At 57.4% G+C, this 24483-nt stretch carries 21 protein-coding genes and 1 pseudogene; 12 read left to right on the forward strand and 10 right to left on the reverse strand.

From position 1 onward, the window contains the following. Positions 1–148: 148 nt before the first annotated feature. The 12 genes and pseudogenes from HY011_31205 (at position 149) to HY011_31260 (ending at position 11358) form a co-directional block, all read left to right on the forward strand. A complete protein-coding gene (locus tag HY011_31205) occupies positions 149–2065 on the forward strand; it encodes a hydantoinase B/oxoprolinase family protein (protein MBI3427418.1) in 1917 nt (638 codons plus the stop codon). Between the two features lie 77 nt (positions 2066–2142). Then, positions 2143–3129 carry a cytosolic protein gene (locus HY011_31210; protein MBI3427419.1) on the forward strand — a complete coding sequence of 329 codons (987 nt, stop codon included), beginning with the start codon at positions 2143–2145 and terminating at the stop codon, positions 3127–3129. A gap of 1 nt (position 3130) precedes the next feature. Next, complete coding sequence (locus HY011_31215) at positions 3131–3760, forward strand: isochorismatase family protein (GenBank protein ID MBI3427420.1); 630 nt, start codon at positions 3131–3133, stop codon at positions 3758–3760. Continuing rightward, positions 3757–4266 (forward strand): GNAT family N-acetyltransferase, encoded by a 510-nt coding sequence (locus tag HY011_31220; GenBank protein MBI3427421.1) that lies wholly within the window; start codon positions 3757–3759, stop codon positions 4264–4266. Before HY011_31215 ends, HY011_31220 begins: the two co-directional genes overlap by 4 nt. A 13-nt stretch (positions 4267–4279) precedes the next feature. Next, a complete protein-coding gene (locus HY011_31225) occupies positions 4280–5491 on the forward strand; it encodes a CoA transferase (protein ID MBI3427422.1) in 1212 nt (403 codons plus the stop codon). 18 nt (positions 5492–5509) lie between these two features. Next, entirely contained in the window at positions 5510–5731 is a 222-nt protein-coding gene (locus HY011_31230; GenBank protein MBI3427423.1) for a DUF433 domain-containing protein, read from the forward strand. A 15-nt stretch (positions 5732–5746) separates the two neighbouring features. Further along, positions 5747–6079 carry a DUF5615 family PIN-like protein gene (locus HY011_31235; GenBank protein ID MBI3427424.1) on the forward strand — a complete coding sequence of 111 codons (333 nt, stop codon included), beginning with the start codon at positions 5747–5749 and terminating at the stop codon, positions 6077–6079. A gap of 10 nt (positions 6080–6089) precedes the next feature. Further along, positions 6090–7517, forward strand: a complete 1428-nt coding sequence (locus tag HY011_31240; protein MBI3427425.1) for an ACT domain-containing protein — start codon at positions 6090–6092, stop codon at positions 7515–7517. Positions 7518–7556: 39 nt separating this feature from the next. Then, positions 7557–8735 carry an ATP-binding protein gene (locus HY011_31245; GenBank protein MBI3427426.1) on the forward strand — a complete coding sequence of 393 codons (1179 nt, stop codon included), beginning with the start codon at positions 7557–7559 and terminating at the stop codon, positions 8733–8735. Continuing rightward, entirely contained in the window at positions 8728–9453 is a 726-nt protein-coding gene (locus tag HY011_31250) for a hypothetical protein (protein ID MBI3427427.1), read from the forward strand. The genes HY011_31245 and HY011_31250 overlap by 8 nt, the downstream gene beginning before the upstream one ends. Positions 9454–9491: 38 nt before the next feature. Beyond that, entirely contained in the window at positions 9492–10379 is an 888-nt protein-coding gene (locus tag HY011_31255) for a hydroxymethylglutaryl-CoA lyase (GenBank protein ID MBI3427428.1), read from the forward strand. An 886-nt stretch (positions 10380–11265) separates the two neighbouring features. After that, a pseudogene (locus tag HY011_31260) lies at positions 11266–11358 on the forward strand (SEC-C domain-containing protein). Positions 11359–11391: 33 nt separating this feature from the next. Here the strand turns inward: HY011_31260 and HY011_31265 are convergent. The 10 genes from HY011_31265 to HY011_31310 all read right to left on the reverse strand — a co-directional run bounded on the left by HY011_31265 (position 11392) and on the right by HY011_31310 (position 24479). Then, a complete protein-coding gene (locus tag HY011_31265; protein MBI3427429.1) occupies positions 11392–12588 on the reverse strand; it encodes a DUF5009 domain-containing protein in 1197 nt (398 codons plus the stop codon). Between the two features lie 100 nt (positions 12589–12688). Next, positions 12689–13678 carry a beta-propeller fold lactonase family protein gene (locus tag HY011_31270; GenBank protein ID MBI3427430.1) on the reverse strand — a complete coding sequence of 330 codons (990 nt, stop codon included), beginning with the start codon at positions 13676–13678 and terminating at the stop codon, positions 12689–12691. Positions 13679–13864: 186 nt separating this feature from the next. Then, on the reverse strand, positions 13865–14629 hold the full coding sequence (locus HY011_31275; protein ID MBI3427431.1) for a carboxypeptidase regulatory-like domain-containing protein: 765 nt from the start codon (positions 14627–14629) through the stop codon (positions 13865–13867). A gap of 8 nt (positions 14630–14637) precedes the next feature. Next, positions 14638–15714, reverse strand: a complete 1077-nt coding sequence (locus HY011_31280; protein ID MBI3427432.1) for a c-type cytochrome — start codon at positions 15712–15714, stop codon at positions 14638–14640. Between the two features lie 246 nt (positions 15715–15960). Beyond that, complete coding sequence (locus HY011_31285) at positions 15961–17307, reverse strand: ankyrin repeat domain-containing protein (GenBank protein MBI3427433.1); 1347 nt, start codon at positions 17305–17307, stop codon at positions 15961–15963. 53 nt (positions 17308–17360) lie between these two features. After that, the gene (locus tag HY011_31290; protein MBI3427434.1) at positions 17361–17972 is read right to left on the reverse strand and encodes a PepSY domain-containing protein; all 612 of its coding nucleotides are present in this window, start codon (positions 17970–17972) and stop codon (positions 17361–17363) included. Between the two features lie 135 nt (positions 17973–18107). Then, positions 18108–19442, reverse strand: coding sequence for a DUF1552 domain-containing protein (locus tag HY011_31295; GenBank protein ID MBI3427435.1), 1335 nt, complete (start codon positions 19440–19442; stop codon positions 18108–18110). 5 nt (positions 19443–19447) lie between these two features. Then, a complete protein-coding gene (locus tag HY011_31300) occupies positions 19448–21859 on the reverse strand; it encodes a DUF1592 domain-containing protein (protein MBI3427436.1) in 2412 nt (803 codons plus the stop codon). Positions 21860–21980: 121 nt separating this feature from the next. Beyond that, positions 21981–23987: a prolyl oligopeptidase family serine peptidase gene (locus HY011_31305; GenBank protein MBI3427437.1), complete on the reverse strand. Its 2007-nt coding sequence runs from the start codon at positions 23985–23987 to the stop codon at positions 21981–21983. 39 nt (positions 23988–24026) lie between these two features. Beyond that, entirely contained in the window at positions 24027–24479 is a 453-nt protein-coding gene (locus HY011_31310; protein MBI3427438.1) for a cupin domain-containing protein, read from the reverse strand. Positions 24480–24483: the final 4 nt, after the last annotated feature.

Below are 24483 nucleotides of genomic sequence, written 5' to 3' on the forward strand. Positions count from 1 at the left end.
CAGCCAATGGCGTAAGCTTGACGCGCCGCTTGCTCACGCGCGCGGTACCGTCCCGGCACAACCCGCTCTCGTAAACATAATTGCAAACCGATCTAGGAATTTAGACAGACACGCTTTCAATTCAGCGCAACCTGCAAAGGAGAACGACATGGCAAAGACCGCTATCGCAAAAGGCAAAGCCGCACCGAAGGCGAAAGCAAAGGGCGACATTATTGATTACATCATCAACTACCAACGCCCGGTGCCGAAAAACTTTGACAAGATCACGCTCGACATCATCGAGAACGCGCTACGCAATGCGCGCTTCGAGATGGACGCCGTGCTCTTCCGTTCGGCCATGTCGCCCGTCATACGCGAACAGCACGACGGCTTCCCGATGATCACCACGCCCGATGGCCGCATGGTCGTGGGCCAGTTCGGCGCGTACATCGCTGGGTTCATCAGCAACTGGAAGCGTGGCATCAATCCGGGCGATGTGTTTTTGATCAGCGATCCGTACAAGTGCGGCGGCTCGATCTCGCACATCAACGACTGGCTGGTGCTGTTGCCGATTTTCTACAGAGGCGAGTTGGTCGGCTGGGGTTCGCAATTCGGCCACACGATTGATATGGGCGGGCCGGTGTCGGGCAGCTTGCCCACCGACGCCACGACGGTTTTTGGCGAAGGCACGCGCATCCCGCCGGTCAAGCTGTTTGCCGAAGGCAAGCTGAACGAAGACCTGCTCGACACGATTCTGAATAACTCGCGCATGCCGACGATGAATTACTTCGATCTGATGGCCATCGTCGCGGCCTGCCGCACGGCCGAAAAGCGCGTCGTCGAGATGTGCGACCGCTTCGGCAAAGACGTGCTGCTGGATGCTTACGAAGCGCTGCTCGACCGCACCAACAAGGCCATGCGCGAGTTGATCAAAATGTGTCTGCCCGAACAGCCGGTCTCGTTTGAGGATTACATTGACGACGACGGGCGCGGCAATGGCCCGTACAAAATGAAGCTGACGATGTGGCGCGAAGGCGACCACGCCCATTTCGACTGGACGGGCACCGACCCGCAAGCGCCGGGGCCGATCAACTTTTACCTCAACGAAGAGATGTTCAAGATGTTCATCGGCGTCTATCTGATCATGGTCTTCGATCCGCAGATTCTGTTTAACGATGGCTTCTATCCGCTGCTGCACATCACGATGCCGAAGGGCACGCTCATTCAACCGAACTTCCCGGCGGCGCTCGGTTGCCGCACGCATGCGCTGACGCGGCTGTTTGACGTGCTCGGTGGATGCCTGGGTGTGAATGCTCCTGAGTTGAGTACGGCGGCGGGGTATGGGACATCGCCGTACCTGCTTTACAACGGCTACGACGAGAACGGCGAGTTCTTCCATCTGATGGAAATCACCTACGGCGGCATTCCGGGCCGCCCGATTGGCGACGGCATGGACGCGCATTCATGGTGGCCGCTGTTCGAGAACATCCCGACCGAGTATCTGGAAAGTTATTACCCGCTGACGGTGCTGGAATACGGCTCGTTGATAGACAGCGGCGGCGCGGGTTTTCATCGTGGCGGCAACGCGGTACGCAAGGTCTATCGTTTCGATGTGGACGGCGAGATCGCCATTCACGACGACCGCGACCGTTCGCAACCCTGGGGCATTCTGGGCGGCTGGCCGGGCGCGTTCTCGACGAAGGAATTGATTCGCGCCGATGGCACGCGCGCGCAATTGCCCTCGAAGATTTCGCAGGTGCCGGTCAAAAAAGGCGACGTGCTGGTGTATCACACGGCGGGCGGCGGCGGTTGGAAAGACGCGCTGGAACGCCCGATTGAGACCGTGCGTCTGGATGTCATTCGCGGACTGGTCTCGTATGAAAAAGCCGCGCGCGATTACGGCGTGATCGTTGACCGCGCGACGCAACAGGTGGATGAAGCTGCAACTGAACGCCAACGCGCGGCAATTCGCGCTCATCGTCCGCCGATTGAAACCTTCACGCTCGGCCCGCCGCCGGAAGCGATTGGCGTAATGAAAGCGCATTCCGCGCAGCAGCCAAAAGCACAAGGAGCGGCGGCGGATTAACCGCCAACGGGCCGGCCGAAACGCAGCCGTTTTTCAGCCGGCCTGCTTTGGGTTTTATCTTATGCGCGGAGTCAGCCATGAACGACGATTACGACAGCCCGTGGAAAGAAGCGCTGGAAAGTTATTTCCGCGAATTTCTCGAATTGCTCTTTCCCGCCGCCGCGCGCGAGATTGAATGGTCGCGCGGCTTTGAGTTTCTCGAACAGGAATTGCGCCAGATCACGCGCGAAGCCGAAAGCGGGCGACGCGCAGTGGACAAACTCGTGCGCGTATACCGGCGCGACGGCGCGGAAGCCTGGGTGCTCATTCACATCGAAGTGCAAGGTCAATGGGAAGCCGATTTCGCGGCACGCATGTTCGCATGCAATTATCGGATCTTCGACTTGTTTCAACAACGCGTGGCGAGCTTTGCCGTGCTGAGTGACGAAAATCCCCACTGGCGGCCCAACGCCTTTGGGTATGACTTGTGGGGCAGTCGTGTGCGCTTCGACTTCCCCAGCATCAAGCTGCTGGATTTCACGGCGCGTTGGGAAGAGTTGGAAGCCAGTGATAATCTCTTCGCCGTCGTCGTGATGGCGCATTTGAAAACGCAAGAAACGCGCAGCGATAATCAAGGCCGTTACACTTGGAAAATGTGCCTGCTGCGCATGCTATATGAACGCGGCGTCGCTGCCGTTGACGTGCGCAAACTCTTTCACGTAATTGACTGGCTGATGCGCCTGCCCAAAGAGTTGGGGCAAGCTTGGTGGCAGGAATTTCAGGCTTTTGAGGAGAAACAACGTATGCCTTACGTAACAAGCGTTGAAGAAATCGGGATTGAAAAAGGGATTGAAAAAGGGATTGAAAAAGGATTGATGAGGGGCCGTGAAGAAGGCCGTACCAGTGTCCTGAAAGCGTTGCGGCAGATGCTCGTGCTGCGCTTTGGCGCACTGCCTGGGAGTCTGGCTGCGCGGTTGGGCGAACTGAGTTTGCCACAACTCAATCCGTTACTGGATGCGGCCCTCGCGGCGCCGACGCTGGAAGAATTCTTGCGCCATCTGCCAACCACGACCGCCAACAACTGACATGACCGACACCCTGGATTTTTACAAAAGCCGCGGCTTGGCCCAGCGAGTGGGTTTCGGCGCGCGTCCGGCGCTGCTCATCGTTGATTTCATCAAGGGCTTCACCGACCTCGCCTCGCCACTCGCTTCCAACCTGGACAAAGAGATTGCCGCGACGAAAAAAGCCCTCAATGCCGCGCGCAAACTGAAATTGCCGATTGCGTTTACGACGGTCGAATACGACGCGGGCTTTCGTGATGCGGGCGTGTTCATCAAAAAAGTCCCGTCGCTGGCCGTGCTCAAGAAAGGCTCCACTTGGGTCGAAGTGGATGACCGTTTGAAGCCGCGCGCCAACGAACACGTGCTGGTCAAGAAATACGCCAGCGCCTTTTTCGGTACCGCGCTGGCTTCGACGCTGACGGCTGCGGGCGTAGATACGCTGTTGCTCGCGGGCTGCACGACTTCGGGGTGTGTGCGCGCTTCGGCAGTGGATGGCTGCCAGCACGGCTTCCGCACAATCGTGATTGAGGAGTGCGTGGGCGACCGGGCACAAGGGCCGCACCTGGCCAACCTGTTCGACATCAATGCGAAGTATGGCGATGTGATTACACTGGCAGAAACGCTGGCCTATCTAAAAACGGTGGCGGCATGACGCAAGCTCTGATTGAAACTGAACGATTGTGGTTGCGCACGATCACACACGCTGATTTCGCCGACCTGTTCGCCATCTGGTCGGATGCCGAGACCTTGCGGTTCTATCCGAACACACTTGACGAAGCAGCGATGCGCGCCTGGATTGAGCGCAACCTGAAACGCTATGAAGAGTATGGTCGCGGCCTTTATGCCGTGCTGCGCAAGGCCGATCAGCAATTCGTCGGCGATTGCGGCCTAGTCGTGCAAGATGTCGAAGGCGTGGCGGAACTCGAAGTCGGCTATCAATTCAACAAGCAGTTTTGGGGCCACGGCTATGCGACCGAAGCGGCGCGCGGGTGCATGGATTTTGCGCGTGACCAGTTAAACCGTGAGCGCATCATCTCGATGATCCGGCCCGAAAATCTGCCGTCGCGCCGCGTGGCTGAACGCAATGGGTTGCAGATCGAAAAGAAAGTCTTCTGGCGCGGCTTCGATCATTTTGTTTACGCCGCAGTTTTGCAATAACGAGAACAACGCTATGCAAGAGAGCATTCCGCCGCGGCCATTGGAAGGCGTGCGCGTTTTGGAAATGGGCCAGTTGCTGGCTGGGCCATTCGCCAGCGTCTTGCTGGCCTGGTTTGGCGCGGAAGTCATCAAGATCGAACCGCCGGGCACGGGCGATCCGCTGCGCAAATGGCGCAAGCTGCACAAAGGCACGGCGCTCTGGTGGTACATCTTGGGGCGCAACAAAAAATGCGTCACGCTCAACCTGCGCGAACCGCGCGGCCACGTAATCGTCAAGCAACTCGTCGGCAAAGTGGATGTCGTGCTCGAAAATTTCAAACCCGGCACGCTGGAAAAATGGGGCTTGGGGTATGAAGTATTGAAAGCCATCAATCCGAAATTGATTATGGCGCGCGTGTCGGGTTACGGGCAGACGGGGCCGTTAGCATCCAAACCTGGTTACGCCAACGTGGCGGAAGGTTTCAGCGGGATGCGTTACGTCACGGGCTACCCTGATCGTCCGCCCGCGCGCCCGAATCTGAGCATGGGCGATACGCTCGCCGGCTTGCACGCGGCGCTCGGCATTCTGATGGCGCTTTATCATCGTGATACGAAACAGACCGGCCAAGGGCAAATGGTGGACGTGGCGATTTATGAAGCCTGTTTCAACATGATGGAATCGGTGATCCCCGAATACGACAAGCTCGGTGAAATCCGCGAGCGGCAAGGCTCCAAAATTTCCGGCATCGTGCCAACCGCGACCTATCCGACCAAAGACGGCAAATACATCATCATCGGCGGCAATGGCGATTCGATTTACAAACGCCTGATGACCGCCGCCGGACGCACAGACTTGGCAAATGACCCGCGCCTCGCGCACAACGAAGGCCGTGTCACACACGAAGCCCTGATTGACGCGGCAATTGAAGAATGGACGCGCAGCCACAGCTACGACGAATTGATCGCGGCGCTCGAAGCGGCCGACGTGCCGAGCGGGCCGATCTATAACGCCGCCGACATCGTGGGCGACCCGCATTATCAAGCGCGCGGCATGTTCGAGGATTGCGACATCGGCGAAGGCGAGACGGTCAAGCTGCCGACCTTTGTGCCGAAGCTGAGCGAGACGCCGGGCGGTACGTCGTGGGTCGGGCCAGCGTTGGGCGCGCATAATCAGGAAGTGTATGGCAAGCTGTTGGGGATGAGCGCTGATGAGATCGCGCAGTTGCAAGCTGATGGTGTAATCTAAGGGCGAGGAGTAACAACGATGCTCAATCTAGAACGCATTATTACCATCGAACCCGGTAAACGGGGCGGCAAACCTTGTATTCGCGGGATGCGCATTACCGTTGCCGATGTGCTGGGCTGGCTCGCTTCAGGAATGACGCCAGTTCAGATTCTTGATGACTTTCCCGAACTGACCGAGCGGGATATTCGGGCTTGCCTGCAATTTGCGGCGCAACGCGAACGCCAAACGGTTTACGCTTAGCCAGTCGTGATGGCGATGAAATTGCTGCTGGATCAGAATCTCTCGTACAAATTGCTGAAACAGCTTGAACCTTATTATCCAGCCTCGGCGCATATTCGTTTGCTTGGAATGGCTGAAGAAGCGGATCGGGCGATTTGGCAGTTTGCCAAAGACAATGATTTTGTGGTGGTCACCCAAGACGCCGACTTTGAATTGCTCTCACAACTGTATGGCTTCCCGCCCAAAGTAATCTGGTTGCGTTGCGGAAATACAGCCTCTGCCAATATCCTGCGCCTGCTGATCGAAAACCACGAACTGTTATACGCATTCGCCGCCGATGATTTGGTGGCTTGCCTGGAATTGCATTGAGTAAACCGCTATGACCCCAAGACCAACTGAAGGCTACAGCATCACCCTGCGTTTACGGCTTGCCAACAAACCCGGCACGCTTGGCAAAGTCACCTCCGCCATCGGCATGGCGGGCGGCAACATCGGCGCCATTGACATCGTCGAAGCCGGTTCCAATCAACTGGTGCGCGACATCACCGTCGCGGCGGGCAATGACCATCACGCCCAAGAGATCGCCGCCGCCGTCAACGCGCTCCCGGATGTCACGGTCATCAATGTCTCTGACCGCGTCTTCCTCTTGCACATCGGCGGCAAGATCGAAGTCAAAAGCAAAATCCCGATTCAGACGCGCGCTGATTTGTCGCGCGCCTATACGCCCGGCGTGGCCCGCGTCTGCACGGCGATTGCCGAAGACCCCAGCAAAGTTTTCAACCTGACGATCAAACGCAACACCGTCGCCGTCGTCACCGATGGCACCGCCGTGCTCGGCCTGGGCGACATCGGCCCCGCCGCCGCGCTGCCCGTGATGGAAGGCAAGGCCATGCTCTTCAAAGAATTCGCGGGGATTGACGCCTTCCCCATTTGCCTCGACACCAAAGACGTAGACGAGATCGTCCGCACCGTCAAAGCCATCGCACCCGGCTTCGGCGGTATCAACCTCGAAGACATCGCCGCTCCGCGCTGTTTTGAAGTCGAGCAACGCTTGCGCAAAGAACTGGACATCCCCGTCTTTCACGATGACCAGCACGGCACCGCCGTCGTCGTCCTCGCCGCCGCGATCAACGCCCTGAAGATCGTCGGCAAGAAGATGGACGAGATCAAAGTCGTCGTCACCGGCACCGGCGCGGCGGGCACGGCCTGCGCGAAGATGCTGAGGCACGCCGGTGTGCGCAACCTGATCGGCTGCGATTTGCACGGCGTGATCTATCACGAACGTTCCGAAGGGATGAACGAAGGCTTGCGCTGGTGGGCCGAAGAGACCAACCCCGACAATTTGCGCGGCGAATTAAAAGACGTGATTGCGGGCGCAGACCTCTTCCTCGGCGTTTCGACCGGTGGCATCCTCTCGGTCGAAATGGTGCAAAGCATGGCGCGCGATCCCGTAATCTTCGCGCTCGCCAACCCCAACCCCGAAATCGCGCCCGAAGAAGCCGCGCCGTTTGCAAAAGTGATTGCCTCGGGACGTTCGGACTATCCCAACCAGATCAACAACGTGCTCTGCTTCCCCGGCATTTTCCGTGGCGCGCTCGATTGCCGCGCCTCCGAGATCAACGAAGAGATGAAGCTGGCGGCGGCCTACGCCATCGCCAACATCATCGCCGACGCCGAACTCGATCCCGATTACATCATCCCCTCGGTCTTCAACCGGCGCGTCACCCCGGCGGTGGCGGCAGCAGTCGAAGAAGCTGCGCGGCGTTCTGGCGTAGCGCGGCGCGAACGGACAAACCTCGATGGTTGAGGCTTGCCCGGCCAGTGTGGAGGCTGGCAACATACGGCTATGATCGAAAAGATAACCCTCGATAATTTTAAGAGCCATGCTCACACCGAGATTGAACTGGGGAGAGTCACGGCGTTGGTGGGGCCGAATGGTTGCGGCAAGACTTCAGTTTTGCAAGCAATCTATTTGCTATCGCAACTTGTTGATAAGCCTTGGAGCGAGCTTAGGAGTGGACAGGTCAATCCCATATCATTTACCAGGTCTAGTGCCGGACATTCGCACATTTCGCTTCAAGGCAAATACAAATTCGCTTCATCCTATCTCAATTGGTATGTGGCCGTGGGATTTAACCCAAACGACGTTATCGTTCATTCGGCTGGCAATTCACCAGAATACTGGGATTTAATTAGCTTCAAGCCTGAAGACCGAGTTTTTGCCGACGGCACAACCGTGCAACCTGATAAACCCTTGGCAACAATTCTTGATAGCGTACAAGCCATCGCTCTGAAAAACATCGCTTATTTCAAAGCCGATTACAGACAACTTGCACAACCTTCCTACTCTGAGGAGCTTCAACCTCAAATCGCCATTGATGGTAGCAATCTTGCCTCTGTTATCACTTTTATTATTGGGGCTGCCTATGAGCGGCATAATGAAGTTCTTCAACAGCTTCAGGAAATTGTGCCAGAAGTAAAAGGCATTCGGGTAAGACCTGCGAAGGTTAAAAAAGAGCGAGAGCGAAGCCTATCAATTGACGGAAAACAATTTTCTTATAACGAAGGTATTGAGCTAACAGGCAACGAACTGATCTTTGACACTACAGCGAGTAAGGCAATCCCTGCATCCTCGATGGGTGATGGCACTTTGTTAGCCTTGGGAATACTGACCTTGTTCCAATATAAAGTGGATCAATCAATTATATTAATTGATGATATTGAACACGGGTTACACCCGATTGCTCAACGTCGGCTCATCCAGATGCTGGCAAAGCTGGCAGAAAAGCAAAATAAACAAATACTTTTCACGACTCATTCGCCTTATGTCCTTGATGTTCTGGACGCAAAAGACGTTTGGGTGATGTCAAAAGACCAGGAAGGCATCAGCCATTGCAAACGCCTCAGCGACCACCCCGATTCAAAACACGCTTTAGAAGTTCTGACCACTGGTGAACTCTGGGACGCAGAAGGCGAGCAATGGGTAACGGGTGAAACTGAAACGATGGAGCCGGCGCATGCTTGAGTTCGTGGTGGTGGTGGAAAACAATTCAGATGCCCGGCATATTTGTACCTTGGCTGACCGTGTCTTTGCCGAGCGAGTGGATTGGATTGACGCGACGACTGTTGACAACTTTCGCCTCTGGCGTGGTTTTGAAGCTGGTACAACCAGCACAACTTGGCGCGAGATCAAGACCGATGCTAAGCAAAAGCTGCCGCGCTTCCGCCGCCGCACGAATGACGAACCGCAAGGCATCGCTTATGCGGAAAGCCGCAAAGTCATCGCATTGGTCGAGAAACTTCAAAGAACTCAGCAGATTGACGCCTTGATTCTCTTCAAAGATTTAGACAATCAGCCAGAAAGACGCGCGGGAATGCGGCAAGCAAGAAAAGAAGTTGAGAAGCAGATTCTCGTCGTCTTGGCTACCGCCAAATGGAAACGCGAGGCGTGGATTTTGAATGGTTTTGAGCCGTCGCATAAACGCGAGGAGGAATTGCTGGCTGACCTATGCCAAAAGCTAGGGTTTGATCCCCGGCTGAATGCGGAAAATCTTCATCATCTGACTACAGATGATTCCAAGCATATCTTGGATGCTTTGCTGCAAGATCACGCTTCGGGCAAGAAACGTTACGAACGTGAAGAGCAATGCTGGCTTGAGGTTTCGCTTGAAACTCTTCGGCAGCGTGGGAAAGAAACCTTGTTGACTGATTATCTGGATGAGGTAGAAACCCATTTGCTGTAGCTTCTTGATCCATCATTTACCTATCGAAAAGCTGAGCAATGAAACTACCCAACCGCGTCATCCTCATGGACGTCAGCCCCCGCGACGGCCTCCAATCCGAACCCATCTTCGTCCCGACCGAAAAGAAGATCGCGCTGATCGAACGGCTCATCGCCGCCGGGGTGCGCAAGATCGAGGCGACTTCCTTCGTTTCACCGAAGTGGGTGCCGCAGATGGCCGATGCCGAGGCGCTGTTACAGGCCGTCGCGCCTGCGCATCCCGACGTGACCTTTGAAGTGCTGTTGCCGAATGAAAAAGGCTACGACCGCGCGCATGCAACGGGCTTGCTCAAAGCGGCGGGCTTCGTCGTCGCCGCGACCGAGGCGCTAAACGTTAAGAACGTGAATATGAGTGTGGCTGATTCGATGCGTCAGTTCGCCGCCATCGCCGCACGCGCCAAGGCCGATGGCGTGCGTATTCGCGGGACAATCGGCGTCTCGTTCGTCTGCCCTTACGAAGGCAAGGTGCCGCGTGCGCGCGTCGTGGCATTGGCTGACGAATACTTCAACGCGGGCGCGGATGAGGTGGCGATTGCCGACACGATTGGCCGTGCGATGCCGAATGATGTTTACGCAGTCTTCGCCGCTGTGAAAGACCGCTGGCCCGGCAACCCGCTGGCTGGGCACTTTCACGACACTTACAAGATGGCCCTGACGAACATTTTCGCCGCCATGCAAGCGGGCGCGGATGTCTTTGATTGCGCCGTTGGCAATCTGGGCGGCTGCCAATTCGCCAAAGGCGCGACGGGCAACGTTTCGACTGAACAATTGGTTTATCTGCTAAATGGCATGGGTATTGAAACCGGCATCCGGCACGACCGCATTGTGGAAGTGGGCCAGTGGGCCAAAGGGTTGATCGCTCCCTTAGCGATTGAGGCGAGCGCATAACATGGCAGACACAAACATCAACTACGCCGAGAAAACGACGCCGGAACTGCTTGAGTTGCTGGTTGCAGAAGAAGACCGCGTCACGCTGGCGCACATCCATGAGCTGGCCGCGCGCCCGGATGCGATTGAGCTGTTGCGCGCGTGGCTGGCGGATGATGACCGCTGGATGGAGGCGGAACACGGTGAGTGGTGGGCGCTCTATCACGCCTTTACGATCTTGAGTTTGAAGGGCCAGCCGGAATTGTTGAACGACGTGCTGGAGGCCTTCAAATATGCTTACATAGAAGATAACGAGTGGATTCAAGAGGTCAGCCCGGCGGCTCTTGCTCGTTTTGGGCCGGCAGCGATTGCGCCGTTGATCGAGAACATCAATCGAATGCGCAAGGCCACACAAAATCCTTTCGGGCCCTTTTACCGCGCGCGTTTAGTGACGGCACTCACACGCATTGCCATCGAACAGCCGGCAGAACGGCCCCGCGTCGCTGAATTCGTCATTTCCCGTTTTAGCGACTTGGCCGAAACTGATGAAGCCTTTCTCGGCTTGATTGTTGGCGATGCACTCACGCTCGATTTTGAACGCGCGCAGGAACCCTTGCGCTCAGCCTTTGCTCGTAGAATGATTGATGAAACGATCGGCGGTGATTACGAAGGCACGTTGGAGTGGTTCGCCACCTTCGAGAAAGAGCGGTATTGGGAATACACCCAGAATTTGCTGGAGTTTTACGAGCCGGAAAAGATGGCGGCTCGGCAACGCCGCTGGGCCAACGCGAAGGAGGCTGCGGAACGCCGCGAGAAGCAACAGGCATCGCAGGAAATCGCGCATCGGCTCGGTTGGGATATGAACGACGAACCTGTCGCGCCCAAAGGCTACCTTCCCACTCACGAAGGCACCGTTGTGCGCGAAGAAGCCAAGGTGGGCCGCAACGACCCGTGCCCCTGCGGCTCCGGCAAGAAGTACAAGAAATGCTGCGGCGCATAATAAAAAAGGGAGCGTGTCGCGCTCCCTTCGCCTTTAGACCTTAATGAAAATGCGCCGCTGATACAGAATCGTCATCAGCCCCAACCACAACAGCACATAGGCCAACGCATATCCCAACGAAGCGTTCACCGGCGCGAGCCACGACAGAAAGACGTGTTCATACAACCACGTCTTCAAATCGCCCGGCGTGCCGTCCAGTTTGATCGTCGGGATGACACTGAAGATGCGCGCCAGCAGGCCTGAAAAGACATAGAGCGCCAGCGCATTCACGCCGAAGACGACAAATGGCTTCGTCCAGCCTTTGATTCCTTTGATGTCAATTGACCAGTAACACAGCGCCAGCAAGCTCAGCGCCAGGCCCGTCGTGAACATCACATACGAGCTTGTCCAAAGCGCCTTGTTGATGGGGAAAGCCAGATTCCAACACCAGCCGATGACCACACACAACGCGCCAAAACCGAAGAGTCCGGCGGCCTTGTCCAGTGGTTCGCGTTTTTGTTGCAGCCACGTCCCGGCCAGTACGCCGGACAGACAGGTTGCAATGGCGGGAATCGTGCTCAAGATGCCTTCGGGATCGTAAAGCGGTCTATAGATGTGCCCAGCCAGCAGCGTGCGGTCCACCCAGGAAGCCAGGCTGCCTGCCATCGTTAGATCACCGGGCACGAAGCCGGGGGCGGGGATCGTTTTCATCACCAGCCAATAACCCAGCAGCAAGGCGGCGGCGATCAAGGCTTGGCCGCGCCAGCGGACTTTCAGATAGATCAACGAGGCGAACAGGTAACAAATCGCGATGCGTTGCAACACGCCGGGGATGCGGATGTGGCGGAACTTTTCGAGCGTGTAGGGGAAGCCGTGCAGCAGGATCAGGCTGATGAAAAAGATCAGCAGGCTGCGGCGAATGATCTTGATGTAAAGGTCGCGTTGGCTGCTTCCTTGCAAAGAGACAGCTTCAACGCGTCTTTCAAAGGCCAGCGGAATGGCTACGCCGACGATGAAGACGAAGAAGGGGAAGATCAGATCGGTCGGCGTCCAGCCATCCCAGGGTGCGTGTTCGAGCGGCCAATAGGTGTGATGCCCATCGCCTCCGTTATTAACCAGCACCATCGCGGCGATAGTCAGGCCGCGAAAGACATCCAGGGAAAGCATGCGGCCCGCCAAGGGATTGGCGTCGGCAAGAGAGGCTGCTGGTGAAGCGGACGTGTCGGGTGATTCGTCAGTGAGTTTGAGCATGGGGCATTCTCCAGTCGTGCAGGTTGTTTTTCAGTATTACAACAAAAGGAAAATCGCGGCTCGACAGCGCAACACGAAATGCTTGAGAGGCTGCCTTGGCCTAGCGTCCAAGGATCAGCACGCCCCACGAGCTGCCCGTCGTTTTGATCTTTTTGAGCACGGATTGTGTGGCGACATCAACCACCGACACATCGTTGGAAGGGCCATTCGCCGTGAAAAGCGTTTTGCCATCGGGCGCGATGGCGATGCCCCAGGGGCGCTGTCCCACCTCAAACGAAGCGGTCGGTTGATTGGTGGCGGTGTCTATCACGAAGACTTTGCGTCCCCGGCCCGTGCTGACAAAAAGCTGTTTGGCATCGGGCGCCAGCGCCAGGCCCATCGGTTTAACCTCGCCCGCTTTGCCGAGTGGGATGTCTTGCAGCTTGACGTTCTTGACCGTGTCGAGCAACGCCAGCGTGCCGTCATTTTCGGCGTTCACATACGCGTGTTTGCCATCGGGCAGAAAGACGACATTGCGCGGGCGGCGGCCCACCTTGATGCTCTTGAGCAGCTTGCGCGTGGCGACATCAATCACGGCGACGGCGCTGTCGGCTTCCGAAGTCGAATAGACCAGCTTGCCGTTGGGCGCAAGCGTCACGCCCTCCGGCTCTTCGCCCGTGTGAACCGTTTGCAGCAATTTTCCGCTCAGCACATCAATGAAGCTGACCCCGGCGGCGTCTTCGTTGGAAACATAGATCGTCTTGCCGTCACGGCTGAGGTCGAAATTCTCAGGATCGGAACCGCCCGGCAACATGCGCACCAATTTGTTTTGCGCGACATCAAACACGCCGATGCCGTCGGCGCTCTTGTCCGGTGGCGGCAGTTTGCTCTCATCCACGCCCGGCGGCGCGATAGGCGAACCGCTCAGCGCCACATAAATCGTCTTGCCATCCGGGCTGGCGTGAATGCCGCGCGGGCGTTTGCCCAACGGCACGTGCGCCAACACTTCAAGCGTCATGCCATCAATGATGCTGAGATCGCCCGAAGTTTCGTTGGTCACGAAAACACGAAAGCCGCTTTTCCATTCGGGCAGCGGTTTGTTCGTTGCCATCGAATGCGTAGCCGCTTGACCCGATGTTTGGGTCACCGACTGCCCGGAGGTTTGTGTGTTCACTGCCGTCTTCGAATCATTGGATGAACACCCCGCCGCCATCAGCGCAAGACAAGTCACCACGAGACAACCTGCGTTTTTCATTTTCATGCACTCTTTCTTCAGCCCGAATTGCGGCTGCCAAGCTTATTTCAAGTTAAAGGCGACTTCGCTTTTGCCAGACGCCGCCAGCGTGATTGGTTGTTCCTGCCGCCCCAATTCTTCCTGCCAGACTTCGAGCGTGTAGTTGCCCGGCGGCACGTTGCGCAATACAAACGCGCCGTCCGCGCCCGTCACCGCGAAATAAGGATGTGCGACGACGCCGATCCAGGCATACATCCAACCGTGAATGTTGCACTTCACACGAATCATGACTTCGGGTTGCGTGAAGCGGCGTTCAAAGGGTTCGGCATTGGGCGGCTGGCTCTGGTTCCAGTCGCGGTTGTGTTCCGGCAGCGGGTGAATGTTGTGCGTCAGCGGATCGGAATTCGTCACCTTCAGCGTTTGCCCAACCTGAAGGCCGAGCACGTGCGGGCCGAACCAACAGCCCTTTTGATCAATGACGGCGGGCGCGGCAGGCGGTTCGAACTGTTTCCCCTCCAGCCCCTGCTTGATATACACAAACGCGTTGGCGAGCGCGCCCTCTTTGCTGGCCGCGATCTTTTCATCGAGCACTGGCGTATCGTGCAGCAGCGCGCATTCCGGCGCATTGTCCATCTTCACCGGTTTGGCGAGCGGCTTCTTACCCGTGTAAACAACTTTGCCGGTGATCGTGCCCGCCGTCGCGGCATCCACTTTGAACCAGACGGGCGCGGCGGGTGTTGGGCTGGCTTGGTTTGCGGGCTGTGGCTTGCTGGAGCAGGCCGCCAACAAAACGGCGCAAAGACAGACCAGCCAGAGTCGAGTTTTCATTGTCATCATCATTCCTTACCCGGCGGCCCCGCATTCGTGGGAGCCTCGCCAGTCAACGCTTCCAAAAAGGCCAGCAGATCGCTGCGTTCCTGCGCGGTCAGCGTGAGCGGTTTGATCTGCGGGTCGAGTTGCGGGTTTGAACTGCCGCCGCCGATGTAAAAATCCAGCACGTCTTTGAGCGTCTTCAAACTGCCGTCGTGCATGTAAGGCGCGGTTTTCGCGACGTTGCGTAAACTCGGTGTGCGAAATGCACCTCGTTCGGCTTCAACGTGCGTGTGCGCAAAACGGCCTTGATCGCTGAGTTCCCCTTGCGCATTCATCCCCGTGCCCAGATTGTGAAATTTGCCGTCCGTGAACAAGGCCGACTGCTCGCCAATCAAATGACAAGCCGCGCAATTGCCGCGCTGCTTGTCTGAAAATACCGCCAGACCACGCACAGCAGAGGCATTGAGCGCCGTTTTATCGCTGCCATACTGATAGCGATCAAATGGTGAATTGCCGCTGAGCAGCGTGCGTTCGTAGCTGGCAAGCGCCAGCTTCAGCTTGGGCATCGTGATGGCGCCCGGGCCAAACACTTTGGCGAATTCGGCGCGATAGTCCGCGCTGGCATTGAGCTTGGTCACACAATCGGCGTGCGGCATGTTCATCTCTTTGGGGTTGGCAATCGGCCCGCCAGCTTGTTCTTCCAAACTCGCCGCGCGTCCATCCCAAAATTGCGCCGGTTGATACGCCGCATTCAACACCGTCGGCGTATTGCGCGGCCCGCGTTGCTTGCCGACACCTGCCGCCACCGACAAGCCATCGGTGAAATGCAGGTCGGGCCGGTGGCAACTGGCACACGAGACCGTGTTATCGCCGGAAAGTTGCGGATCGTGAAAGAGACGGCGGCCCAACGCGACGGCGTCTGCTGTCGGACGTTGCTCAGCGGGCAGCGGCGGCAAGCCGCGCGGCGCGTTGATTTCAACCGGCGCGCCGATTGGTTGCGCGACAGCCGCAGCGACATCTTCACGCGGCGACACCTGGCAAGCCAGCGCGCCCGCGACGGCGCAAATCAAACCAACAAACTTCCAAACTGAACCAGTCATTTCCACACCAAGATCGGTCAGCAAAACCTTGCTGCCGAGATTTGCGATTGTTTCTGTTGTGAGCGGTCGGATTGAAGGGAAGCTTACGCGGGTCGGATCAACTGAGCAAGCATACCGCAACAAGTACGGCCTTACGCTCGCTATATTCTCCATTCTGCCTTCTCCATTCGTAGGCAAAGATAGAAACACTGCTCACCTACCTATGAATGCAGAAGGCAGAATGGAGAATGCTGGCTGCCACAGGTCTCAGCGTTTGCTTGGCGTCTTGGGTTTCGCGCCGGATTTGATGATGAGTTCCGTGAGCAGTTCTACGGCCTGATCGAGCGGCAGGAAGTCGGCCACATCAATCGGCGTCCGGCCCGTCGCGTTGCGTTCATCAAGCGGCGCGCCCTTTTCCGCCAGATAGCGGATCACCTTGCAGATTTCCTTTTGGTCGGCAGTTGGCCCAACACCCGTCACCGTCGCGTGCATCACCGAATTCTTGCTGTCGGTCATCGCCTTGGGATCAGCCCCCAATTCAAACGCCAGCTTGACGAGTTCGACATTGGTGCTGCCCGCCGCTTGCATCAGCAGCGTCGTGCCGTCTTCGGCATTGATTTTCGGATCGGTGCCCGCCGCGAGCAAGGCTTTGACGATGTCCAATTGATTCGCTTTGGCGGCCACATGCAACGGCGTAACTTCGCCGGGCGGCAAACGGAAAGGCCCGCGCATCTGCTGTCCCGCCGGAGTCTTGGCATTGCGGGCGTTCGGATCAGCACCTTTGGCCAATAATTTTTTCACGAGTTCCAGATCGCCCAATTGCGCCGCCGTATGCAACGGCGTATTGCCGCGCCGATCAGCGACTTTGACATCTGCGCCACCATCAATCAGCACGCCGGCCGCCGCCACGCTGCGAAAGGCCGCTGCCGCAATCAGCATGGACGAACCATCCGGTAGCTTCCCATTCGCATCGGCCCCGGCGGCCAGCAACGCCTTGACCGCAACCGCATCGTCTTTGCTTACCGCAAAGGCCAGCGCCGTGTAGCCGGTTTTGGAAACAGCCTTGATGTTCGCGCCGTGTTCGATCAACACGCGCACGGCGTCTGAATGGCCCTCGGAGGCAGCCCACATCAGCGCCGTCTGGCCTTTCTTATTTTCAGCGGCGTTGACCTCTGCGCCCTTTTCGATGAGCAAGCTGACCGCTTCGGCATTGCCCGAATTCGCTGCTAGCATCAAGGCCGTGCTGCCGTCCCAACGCGCCGCTTTGACATCCGCACCTGCGGCGACCAGCTTTTTGATCAGTACCAGATTGCCATTGTTGCAAGCCAGCGTGAGCGGCGTTTCGCCGTATTCATCCGCCGTGTTGACCTTCGCGCCAGCCGCCAATAACAGATCCGCCGCCACCTGATCATCCAGGTAAATCGCCCAGGCCAGCGCCGTCGCCCCATCGGGTTGCGCGGCGTTCACGTCGGCTTTGGCTTTGAGCAGCGCGGTTAGCGCCTTGTGATCGCGGCGTTTGACGGCATCCAGCAGGCTGGCAATACCGTTGGCAAAACAGAGTGCCGCAGCCAGCAACAACGCGCCGCTACTTTGCAACCAGAACTTTATGTTCATTGGATTCTCTCGCTTCATCGTAGCTCAATTCAGCTAAAGCGCCGTCTGAGCAATTACTTTGCCCTTGTGACTCTGAAATTGAAGGCCAGCATCAAACCCAAGACACTCAGCACAACCAACAACGCCAGACCTGCCAGCCCGAGCAACTTATCCAGCCACTTTACGCCCGTCCATTGCAGATAATGGATTTTGTAAAGCCGATCTATTCGATCCGTATCCGGCCCGCGTTGCTGCACGCTCATCCGATTCCAGTCAAAGGTGATTTTGACGTTCGTGCTGGTCGTGATCGTTGCGCCGTTGATGGCGGCCACCGCTCCGTAACGGTTTGGATTCGCCGTAAAAGCGTCTTGCAACAACCTGCGGACATCTTCCTCGCTAGGTTTCGCGCGCGACACTAACGTAGCTGGATCAAGCTGCTGCCAGCCTTGCGCTGTACGCACGAGCAGGTGATTTCCCAGAATCGTTTTTGTGTATCGAAACTCTTGCCACGACGGGTTCGGGGTTACTGCAACCGGCTGTTCCAGCGGATACGTCTTGAGTTGCAATAACTCATACGCGCCTTCGTAACCGGGTTTCAGAAAGAACACGAGGCCGGTGATAGCCCAGCCAAATAATGGCAGCAACATCACCAGCCCCAGCACTCGATGCGTTTTGCGAATGGTCATGAAACACTGGAAAGATTGGACCCGACCTGGGTACGCACCGCTTCCAGCGTGCAGTCTTGGCAGTTCGTACTTCGGTTTTAATTGCGTCTTTTGCCACGTCTGCACGCTGGAAGCGGTGCGTACCCAGGGTAAAACTCAAGCCAAGCAATCCAACTTGCCCGTGCTATCACCAAGCTTATCCGCTTGCACGCCTGCTTTATCCAGCATGCTCAGCAACAGGTTGTTCAGCGGCGTTTCTTTCGGATACATCACGTGACGATTGCCTTTGACCTGACCGCCGCCGCCGCCCGCCAAGACGATGGGCAGGTCGTGGTGCGTGTGCAGATTGCCGTCGCTGATGCTGCTGCCATAGACGAGCAGCGAATTTTCGAGCAGGTTGCTGCTGCCATCGGGCGTCGCTTTCAGTTTGTCCAAGAGGTAGCCGAATAGTTTGACGTGGACTTCGTTGATCTTGGTGATCTTGGCGATCTTTTCGGCGTCGTTTTGATGATGCGTGATGTTGTGATGGCCGTCGGCAATGCCGATGTTGCGGTAGGGGCGATTGCTGCCTTCGCGCGCCATCATCAGGGTGATGACGCGGGTCAGATCGCTCTGCCAGGCGAGCACTTGCAAATCCATCACCAGCCGCACGTGGTCTTCAAATTCGTCGGGCACGGCGGTGGGTCGTTCCATCACCGGCAGCTTCATCGTGGCGTTCTGCTGTTCGGCTTTTTGAATGCGGCGCTCGATGTCGCGGATGGCGTCGGTGTATTCGCTCAGTTTGGTGCGGTCGCTCGCGCCGACTTTGCCGCTGAGCCGTTGGATGCCGCTGTTGACGTAATCGAGGATCGAGCGTTGCGATTCGAGCAGGGCCAACCGCGATGCGGCGTCGGTGCTGTCGCCTTCGCCGAACATGCGCTCGAAGATCGCGCGCGGATTGTTCTCGATGGGCAGCGGCGTCGTCGGGCTGCGCCAGGCAATGGTGTTGGTATAGGCGCAGCTATAACCGCTGTCGCAATTGCCCGCGAGTTGATTCGATTCGATGCCGAGTTCAAGCGAGCCGAATTGCGTGTACTGGCTCAGGGCCTGCGCCGCCACCTGATCGGCGGAAATGCCGGCATACAAGCTGATCTCGGATTTTTTGGGATGCGCGCCGGTCAGCCACGTCGCCCCTGCGCGCGCGTGGTCGCCCGCGCCATCGCCGAGCGCGCGGCCCTGGACTTGCGCCAAACCGCTGAAGACCAGCACGTGTTCGCGGAATTTTTCCAGCGGCTTCATCGTCGGCATGAATTTGAAATCGGCACCTTCGGTCAGCGGCGTCCACTTGTCCATGATGATGCCGTTGGGTACGTAAACGAATCCCAAGCGCACCGTTGGTTTCGCACTGGCCGACATTGCGGGCGTCATCGCGTCCAACAAGGGCAACGCCAGCGTCACACCCATCCCGCGCAGAAACGTGCGGCGCGGCAAAGCTTTTTTCGTGATGATCATGAAGTTTATTTCCTCTCTGTCCGGCTTAATTGACCAATCTGACTTGCCTCTTTTGGTTGACTCGCCAACTGGCTACGCATCTGGAACGGTTTGCTAGTAATGATCGCGCTAATCAGCGCGGGCAACCGGTAATTGTCTTTGGCCGTCTCGCGCATGATCGCGCGCACGGTCGGCGCATCGTAAGCTTCCAGGCCGCGCCCCAAACCATACGTCAGCATCTTTTCGATCACTGTCGAAACGAATTCATCGCGGTGGCTCTTCAACAAAATCTGTTTCAATTCCGCCGGGCCGTTGAAGGTCGTCCCGTCCGGCAACTTGCCCGAAGCGTCAATCGGTTGGCCGGCGTCTTTCATTCGCCATTTGCCAATGCCGTCGTAATTTTCGAGTGCGAAGCCGATGGGATCCATGCGCGCGTGACACGAAGCGCAAATCGGATCGGCACGGTGCAAATCCAACTGCTCGCGCGCATTCAACAAGCGCCCATCTTTCCCCTTCGCTTTCAAATCAGGCACGTTGGCGGGCGGCGCGGGCGGCGGTGCACCCAACAGGTTTTCCAAAATCCATTTGCCCCGCTGTACGACTGACGTGCGGTTGGGGTATGAGGTTACGGTCAAAAGACTGCCCTGCCCCAACAGGCCGCCGCGATTGGCGCGCTGTGTTTCATTCAACGCCACGCGGCGGAATTGTGGGCCATAGACACCCCGGATGCCGTAATGCTCTGCCAGCCGCTGATTCAGATAGGTGTAATCGGCATCGAGCAACTCAAATACGCTGCGGTTTTCGCGCAACACGCTTTCAAAAAACAACTCGGTCTCGCGGCGGAAGCCCTGGCGCAAACTGTCGTCAAAATTTGGATAGACTTCGGGGTCAGGCGTGATCGTGTCGAGGTTGCGCAATTGCAGCCATTGCCCGCCGAAGTTGCTGACGAACGCCTGCGAGCGGGGATCATCAAGCAACCGACGCACCTGTTGTTGCAAGACCAACGGTGTTTTCAGCTTGCCCTGCTCGGCCAGCGCCAACAGTTCGTCGTCGGGAATGCTGCTCCACAAAAAGAAGGAAAGGCGCGAGGCAAGTTCGATGTCGTTCAGCCGATAGACCGCGCCCACTGCGCCACTGCCGCGCGGATCGCTTTCGACGCGCAACAGGAAATCGGGCGCGACCAGCATAGCTTCGAGCGCACGCTGGATGCCGTCTTCAAAATCGCCGTCCTTGCGGCCACGTTCATAAAACGCCAGCAAGGGCGTCACATCGCCCTCGGTCACCGGACGCCGGAAAGCGCGGCGCGTGAGGTTTGCCAGAATCTTTTTCGCGCAGGCGGTCTCTTCGTTTGGCGAAGCAGGCTGACAAACAAAAATCTTGGCGCGGCTGGCGGTCTCGCCTCGACCGGCAACATTGTAAGGGCCATTGATGATGACCATCTCGACGGTCGTCGTTTCGGGAATGTCGAAGCGTTTGATGCGCACGCCGTCCAAGCGCAAATCCAGCGGCTGGGTCGGCACCGCGCCGCCAGTTGCGGGCGGCGGGCCACCAAAACGGCGCGGCCCCGGAATCGCCGGTTCGGCCTTGGCGCTCTCACGCGGATACGCCGCGCCGACGTTGCGCAAGCCCGCTTTCACCGTCAGGCGATGCTCAAAGTAGCGCGCCGGTTCGCCCGTCTCGCCATTCGACGGCGTTTTGACGCGGATCAGGTATTCGCCATCCAGCGGGAAGTAATGCTGAAACGCCAAGCCGCCGCGCGTGAAAAACGGCAGCTCATCGCTGACCTTTTCGTTGCGGCTGTTGCGGCGCGGATAGTAGCGCTCTTCGGTCGGCTTTAACTTACTGTCGCCGACAGCTAAACGGCTGACACGACGCGCCACCGACAGATATTTTTCGAGCAGCGCGGGCGAGAGCGTGAGCACTTCGCCAATGTTGTCAAAGCCATAGCCGGAATCATCCACAGGCAAGGCCTGACCCGGCTTGATGTCCACGGCCAGCAAATCACGAATCGCATTGCTGTATTCCGAACGATTCAAGCGATGCATTGCCGGACGTCCTGGATTCGGATTAACGCGCGCGGCCCGATCCAACGCGCCTTCCAGCCAACTGACGAACGCGGCGGATTCGTGCGCATCGGGTTTGGGTGCTTTGGCGGGCGGCATCTGGCCGGTGCGGACTTTGCGCAAAACCTTTTCCCAGACTTCGGCATTGCTGGCGACACGGTCGAAATCCAGGCCTTCCAACACGAGGCTCGCCGCCTTGCTTTTCTGATTGTGGCAGCTCACACAGTAATCTTCGACCAGCTCTTTTTGGGCCTTTTGCGCCGCCAAATCTGTCATGCCCGCCCGTTGAGCTTGCGAGACCACGTTGCCAAACAGCACCGTTAAGCCAACGCCAAACAAGATCACGATTCCCAGTTGCAAATGCTTCTTCTTCATCTTGCTCTTACGAAATTTGTACAGCGGGCTGCTAGCCTGCTGAAGTTCTGGTGCAAGGCGCAGTCACTGTCACTCCGCCACTCGCCTAAGTCACAGCAGGCTGGCAGCCTGCTGTACAACCTTAAAGGGTCCAATCCTCTTTGAAAAACCCAGCCAGCACAAGCTTGCCCGGATAACGCCAATCGGGCGGTGTCGTCGTATCCACCACCGCGAAATCCGGCAGCTTTGGGATTTGCCGCGCATTGTTCAGATAATCGAATTCGCGAAAGGTAAAACCGCTGTTCAACACAATGTACTTTTTCGGATTCAGCGGATTCGGGAAAATCAAAATTGGCGCGTGCGTACTGGCGGCGTAGCGATTACTTCCGACCACGATGCTTTCCGCCGTCCACTTGAGCGGCAGCTTATCGGCAATGCGCGCCAGAATCTTATTGCTGCCCGGATCACCCCAGAGAATCAGATTGCTGGCGGCGATGTCGGCGTCAGTGATTTCAGCATCTTTGCGGACTTGCGCATCGCCCCGAAAATGCCGCCGCCATTCGGTGATCGCGCGTTGCTGTTCGCGCTCGACCCACTTCGCCACACCGGGCGCAAGCGGCGGCGCCGTCGGCGTGACAAACACAAAGCTATCCAGAAAGGCGTCATCAACCGGCCCCTGCAAGCCGTGGACTTTGTGCAATCCTGCGACAACTGGCGCATCCGCCACCGCCCATTGATTGCCAGTCTTGCGGAAGTGCACGCGCCACGAACGGTCTGACATCAGCCCAGCAACCGTGAGCTTTTGTCCGTCAATTGTGACCACAGGTTTGCGCGTGCCATCCAGCGCGCAACCGCCCGGCCCCATTTCAAACGTGAAGGCCGCGACGTTGGCGGTCTCGACATTGATGCCGTTGTCACCAACCAGTTCGGCGTTCAAACGCGCCCGCTCCCAATGCTGGCCCAGCGCATCAATCGTCGCCCATTTCATCTGGTTGTAAGCCAGCGTCCATGTCGTAAATTGGAGCTTGCGCGGATATGGGTCACGCCCCCGTTCGGCGATGGCATCCAAGATGCGGTCAAGCTCGACTTTGGAATCGGGATGATAGCTATGCCCTGTCTTAGGCCCGACGACACGCCTCAGCCGCAAGCCTTCGGCGTCCATTGCCTTTTCCATCATATCGGCGGCCTGCTTCTGCCCGTCTATTTCGCCGTTATAGGCAACCACCGGCGTGTTGAACAGGTTCACCGCATAATCGGTCGCGTCATAAAGATGAAAGAGCTTCTGTTCCCACCAAGGCGGCGCGTCCGGGCCATCGAGTTTGAGCTTGAGAAATTGGGCCGACTCGCTAAAACCCGCGCCCGGTGCAATCGCCGCCCACAGCCCTGGATAGTGCGTCCCAAACTGCCACGTCGAAGCGCCGCCCATCGAGAACCCGCGCACGAGGATGCGGTTTTCGTCAATGCGGTATTGCTGCTTGACCTTATCGAGCGTCTCGAACAAATCCACTTCGCCCGCGAATTTGTTGGCGTTGCAAAAGCGCCCGTAAAGATGCACGACGAAGGTGTCGCGCGGCGTGAACTCGCCCATCCTTGTTTCGCGTTCGCTTAGAAAATTGACTTCGCTGAGCGTTTCGCCGCGTCCGTGAAACCAGGTATCCAGCCGCCAACGTTGCGGCGCATTTGGCGTAAACGAAGCCGGAATCACCAGGCCATAGGGTTGCACGCTTTTGTCAATTTTAGAAACATAACCACGCACGACCAAACCGGTCGCTGTTGTCCAGGGTGCTTTGCCTTCGGACAGTTGCCGGGCACGCTCTTCGCCGTGTTGCAACAGTAGTTTGGCTTTGAAGACTTCTTCCAGCTTAAAAAATTCGTTGTATTGCAGCGCGTAGCGCACCGCTTCGTGATAAATCGCGACGTCGGGCCAGAGTGGATGCTGGTTGAGCTTGTCCATTGCGACTTTTAAGCGCTTCAAGCCGTTTTCGAGTTCGGTGCGATCTGGTGCAGGCACTTCCACGCCAACGGGTGGGATGGGGCGCATCGCGGGCTGTTGTCGTGCGGCCTGATTTCCAGGTTGCCCAGGCGTCACAGGTTGCTGCGCCAGCGCAGTGACAACGAATGCCAAGATGAAGATCAGGCTTTTGGTCATACGATTTTCTGCCATCCACAAAGCGCAAGGCCAGTTACCTTATTGCACCGGGGTAGAGGCCGGAGCACCTTTGTCCTTTACAAAAAAGACCAGAAACTTGGCGGGCTGGGAGTTACTCGCATTCTTGGAAACAACGTGGACATCGTCAGGCGATTCATAAAACGTCTGCCCCGGCCCTAAGGTCATCTCTTTCCCGCTTGCGACCTGCATCACGATGGAACCTTCCAGTACATAGACAAAGGTATGCGCGTTATGCCGATGCTTGCTGGACGAAGCGCCCGGCGCATATTCGACGGTCAGCATCATTGCTTCCTTGCCCGCAACCCCGGTCAAGTCTTTGGTTATCAACGGAGTGACTTTGGGGCTTTGAACCGCTGCGGCGGCCTCATCCGCAAAGAGCCGAGGGATTACCCGCTCCTCGGCCAAAGATGCGGTAGCAAGCAGATACAAACATACGAGCAAAACCCTTTGCGCTGCCGTTCGAGAAGTCATGCGT

This window comes from Acidobacteriota bacterium, assembly GCA_016196035.1.
Lineage (GTDB): Bacteria > Acidobacteriota > Blastocatellia > RBC074 > RBC074 > JACPYM01.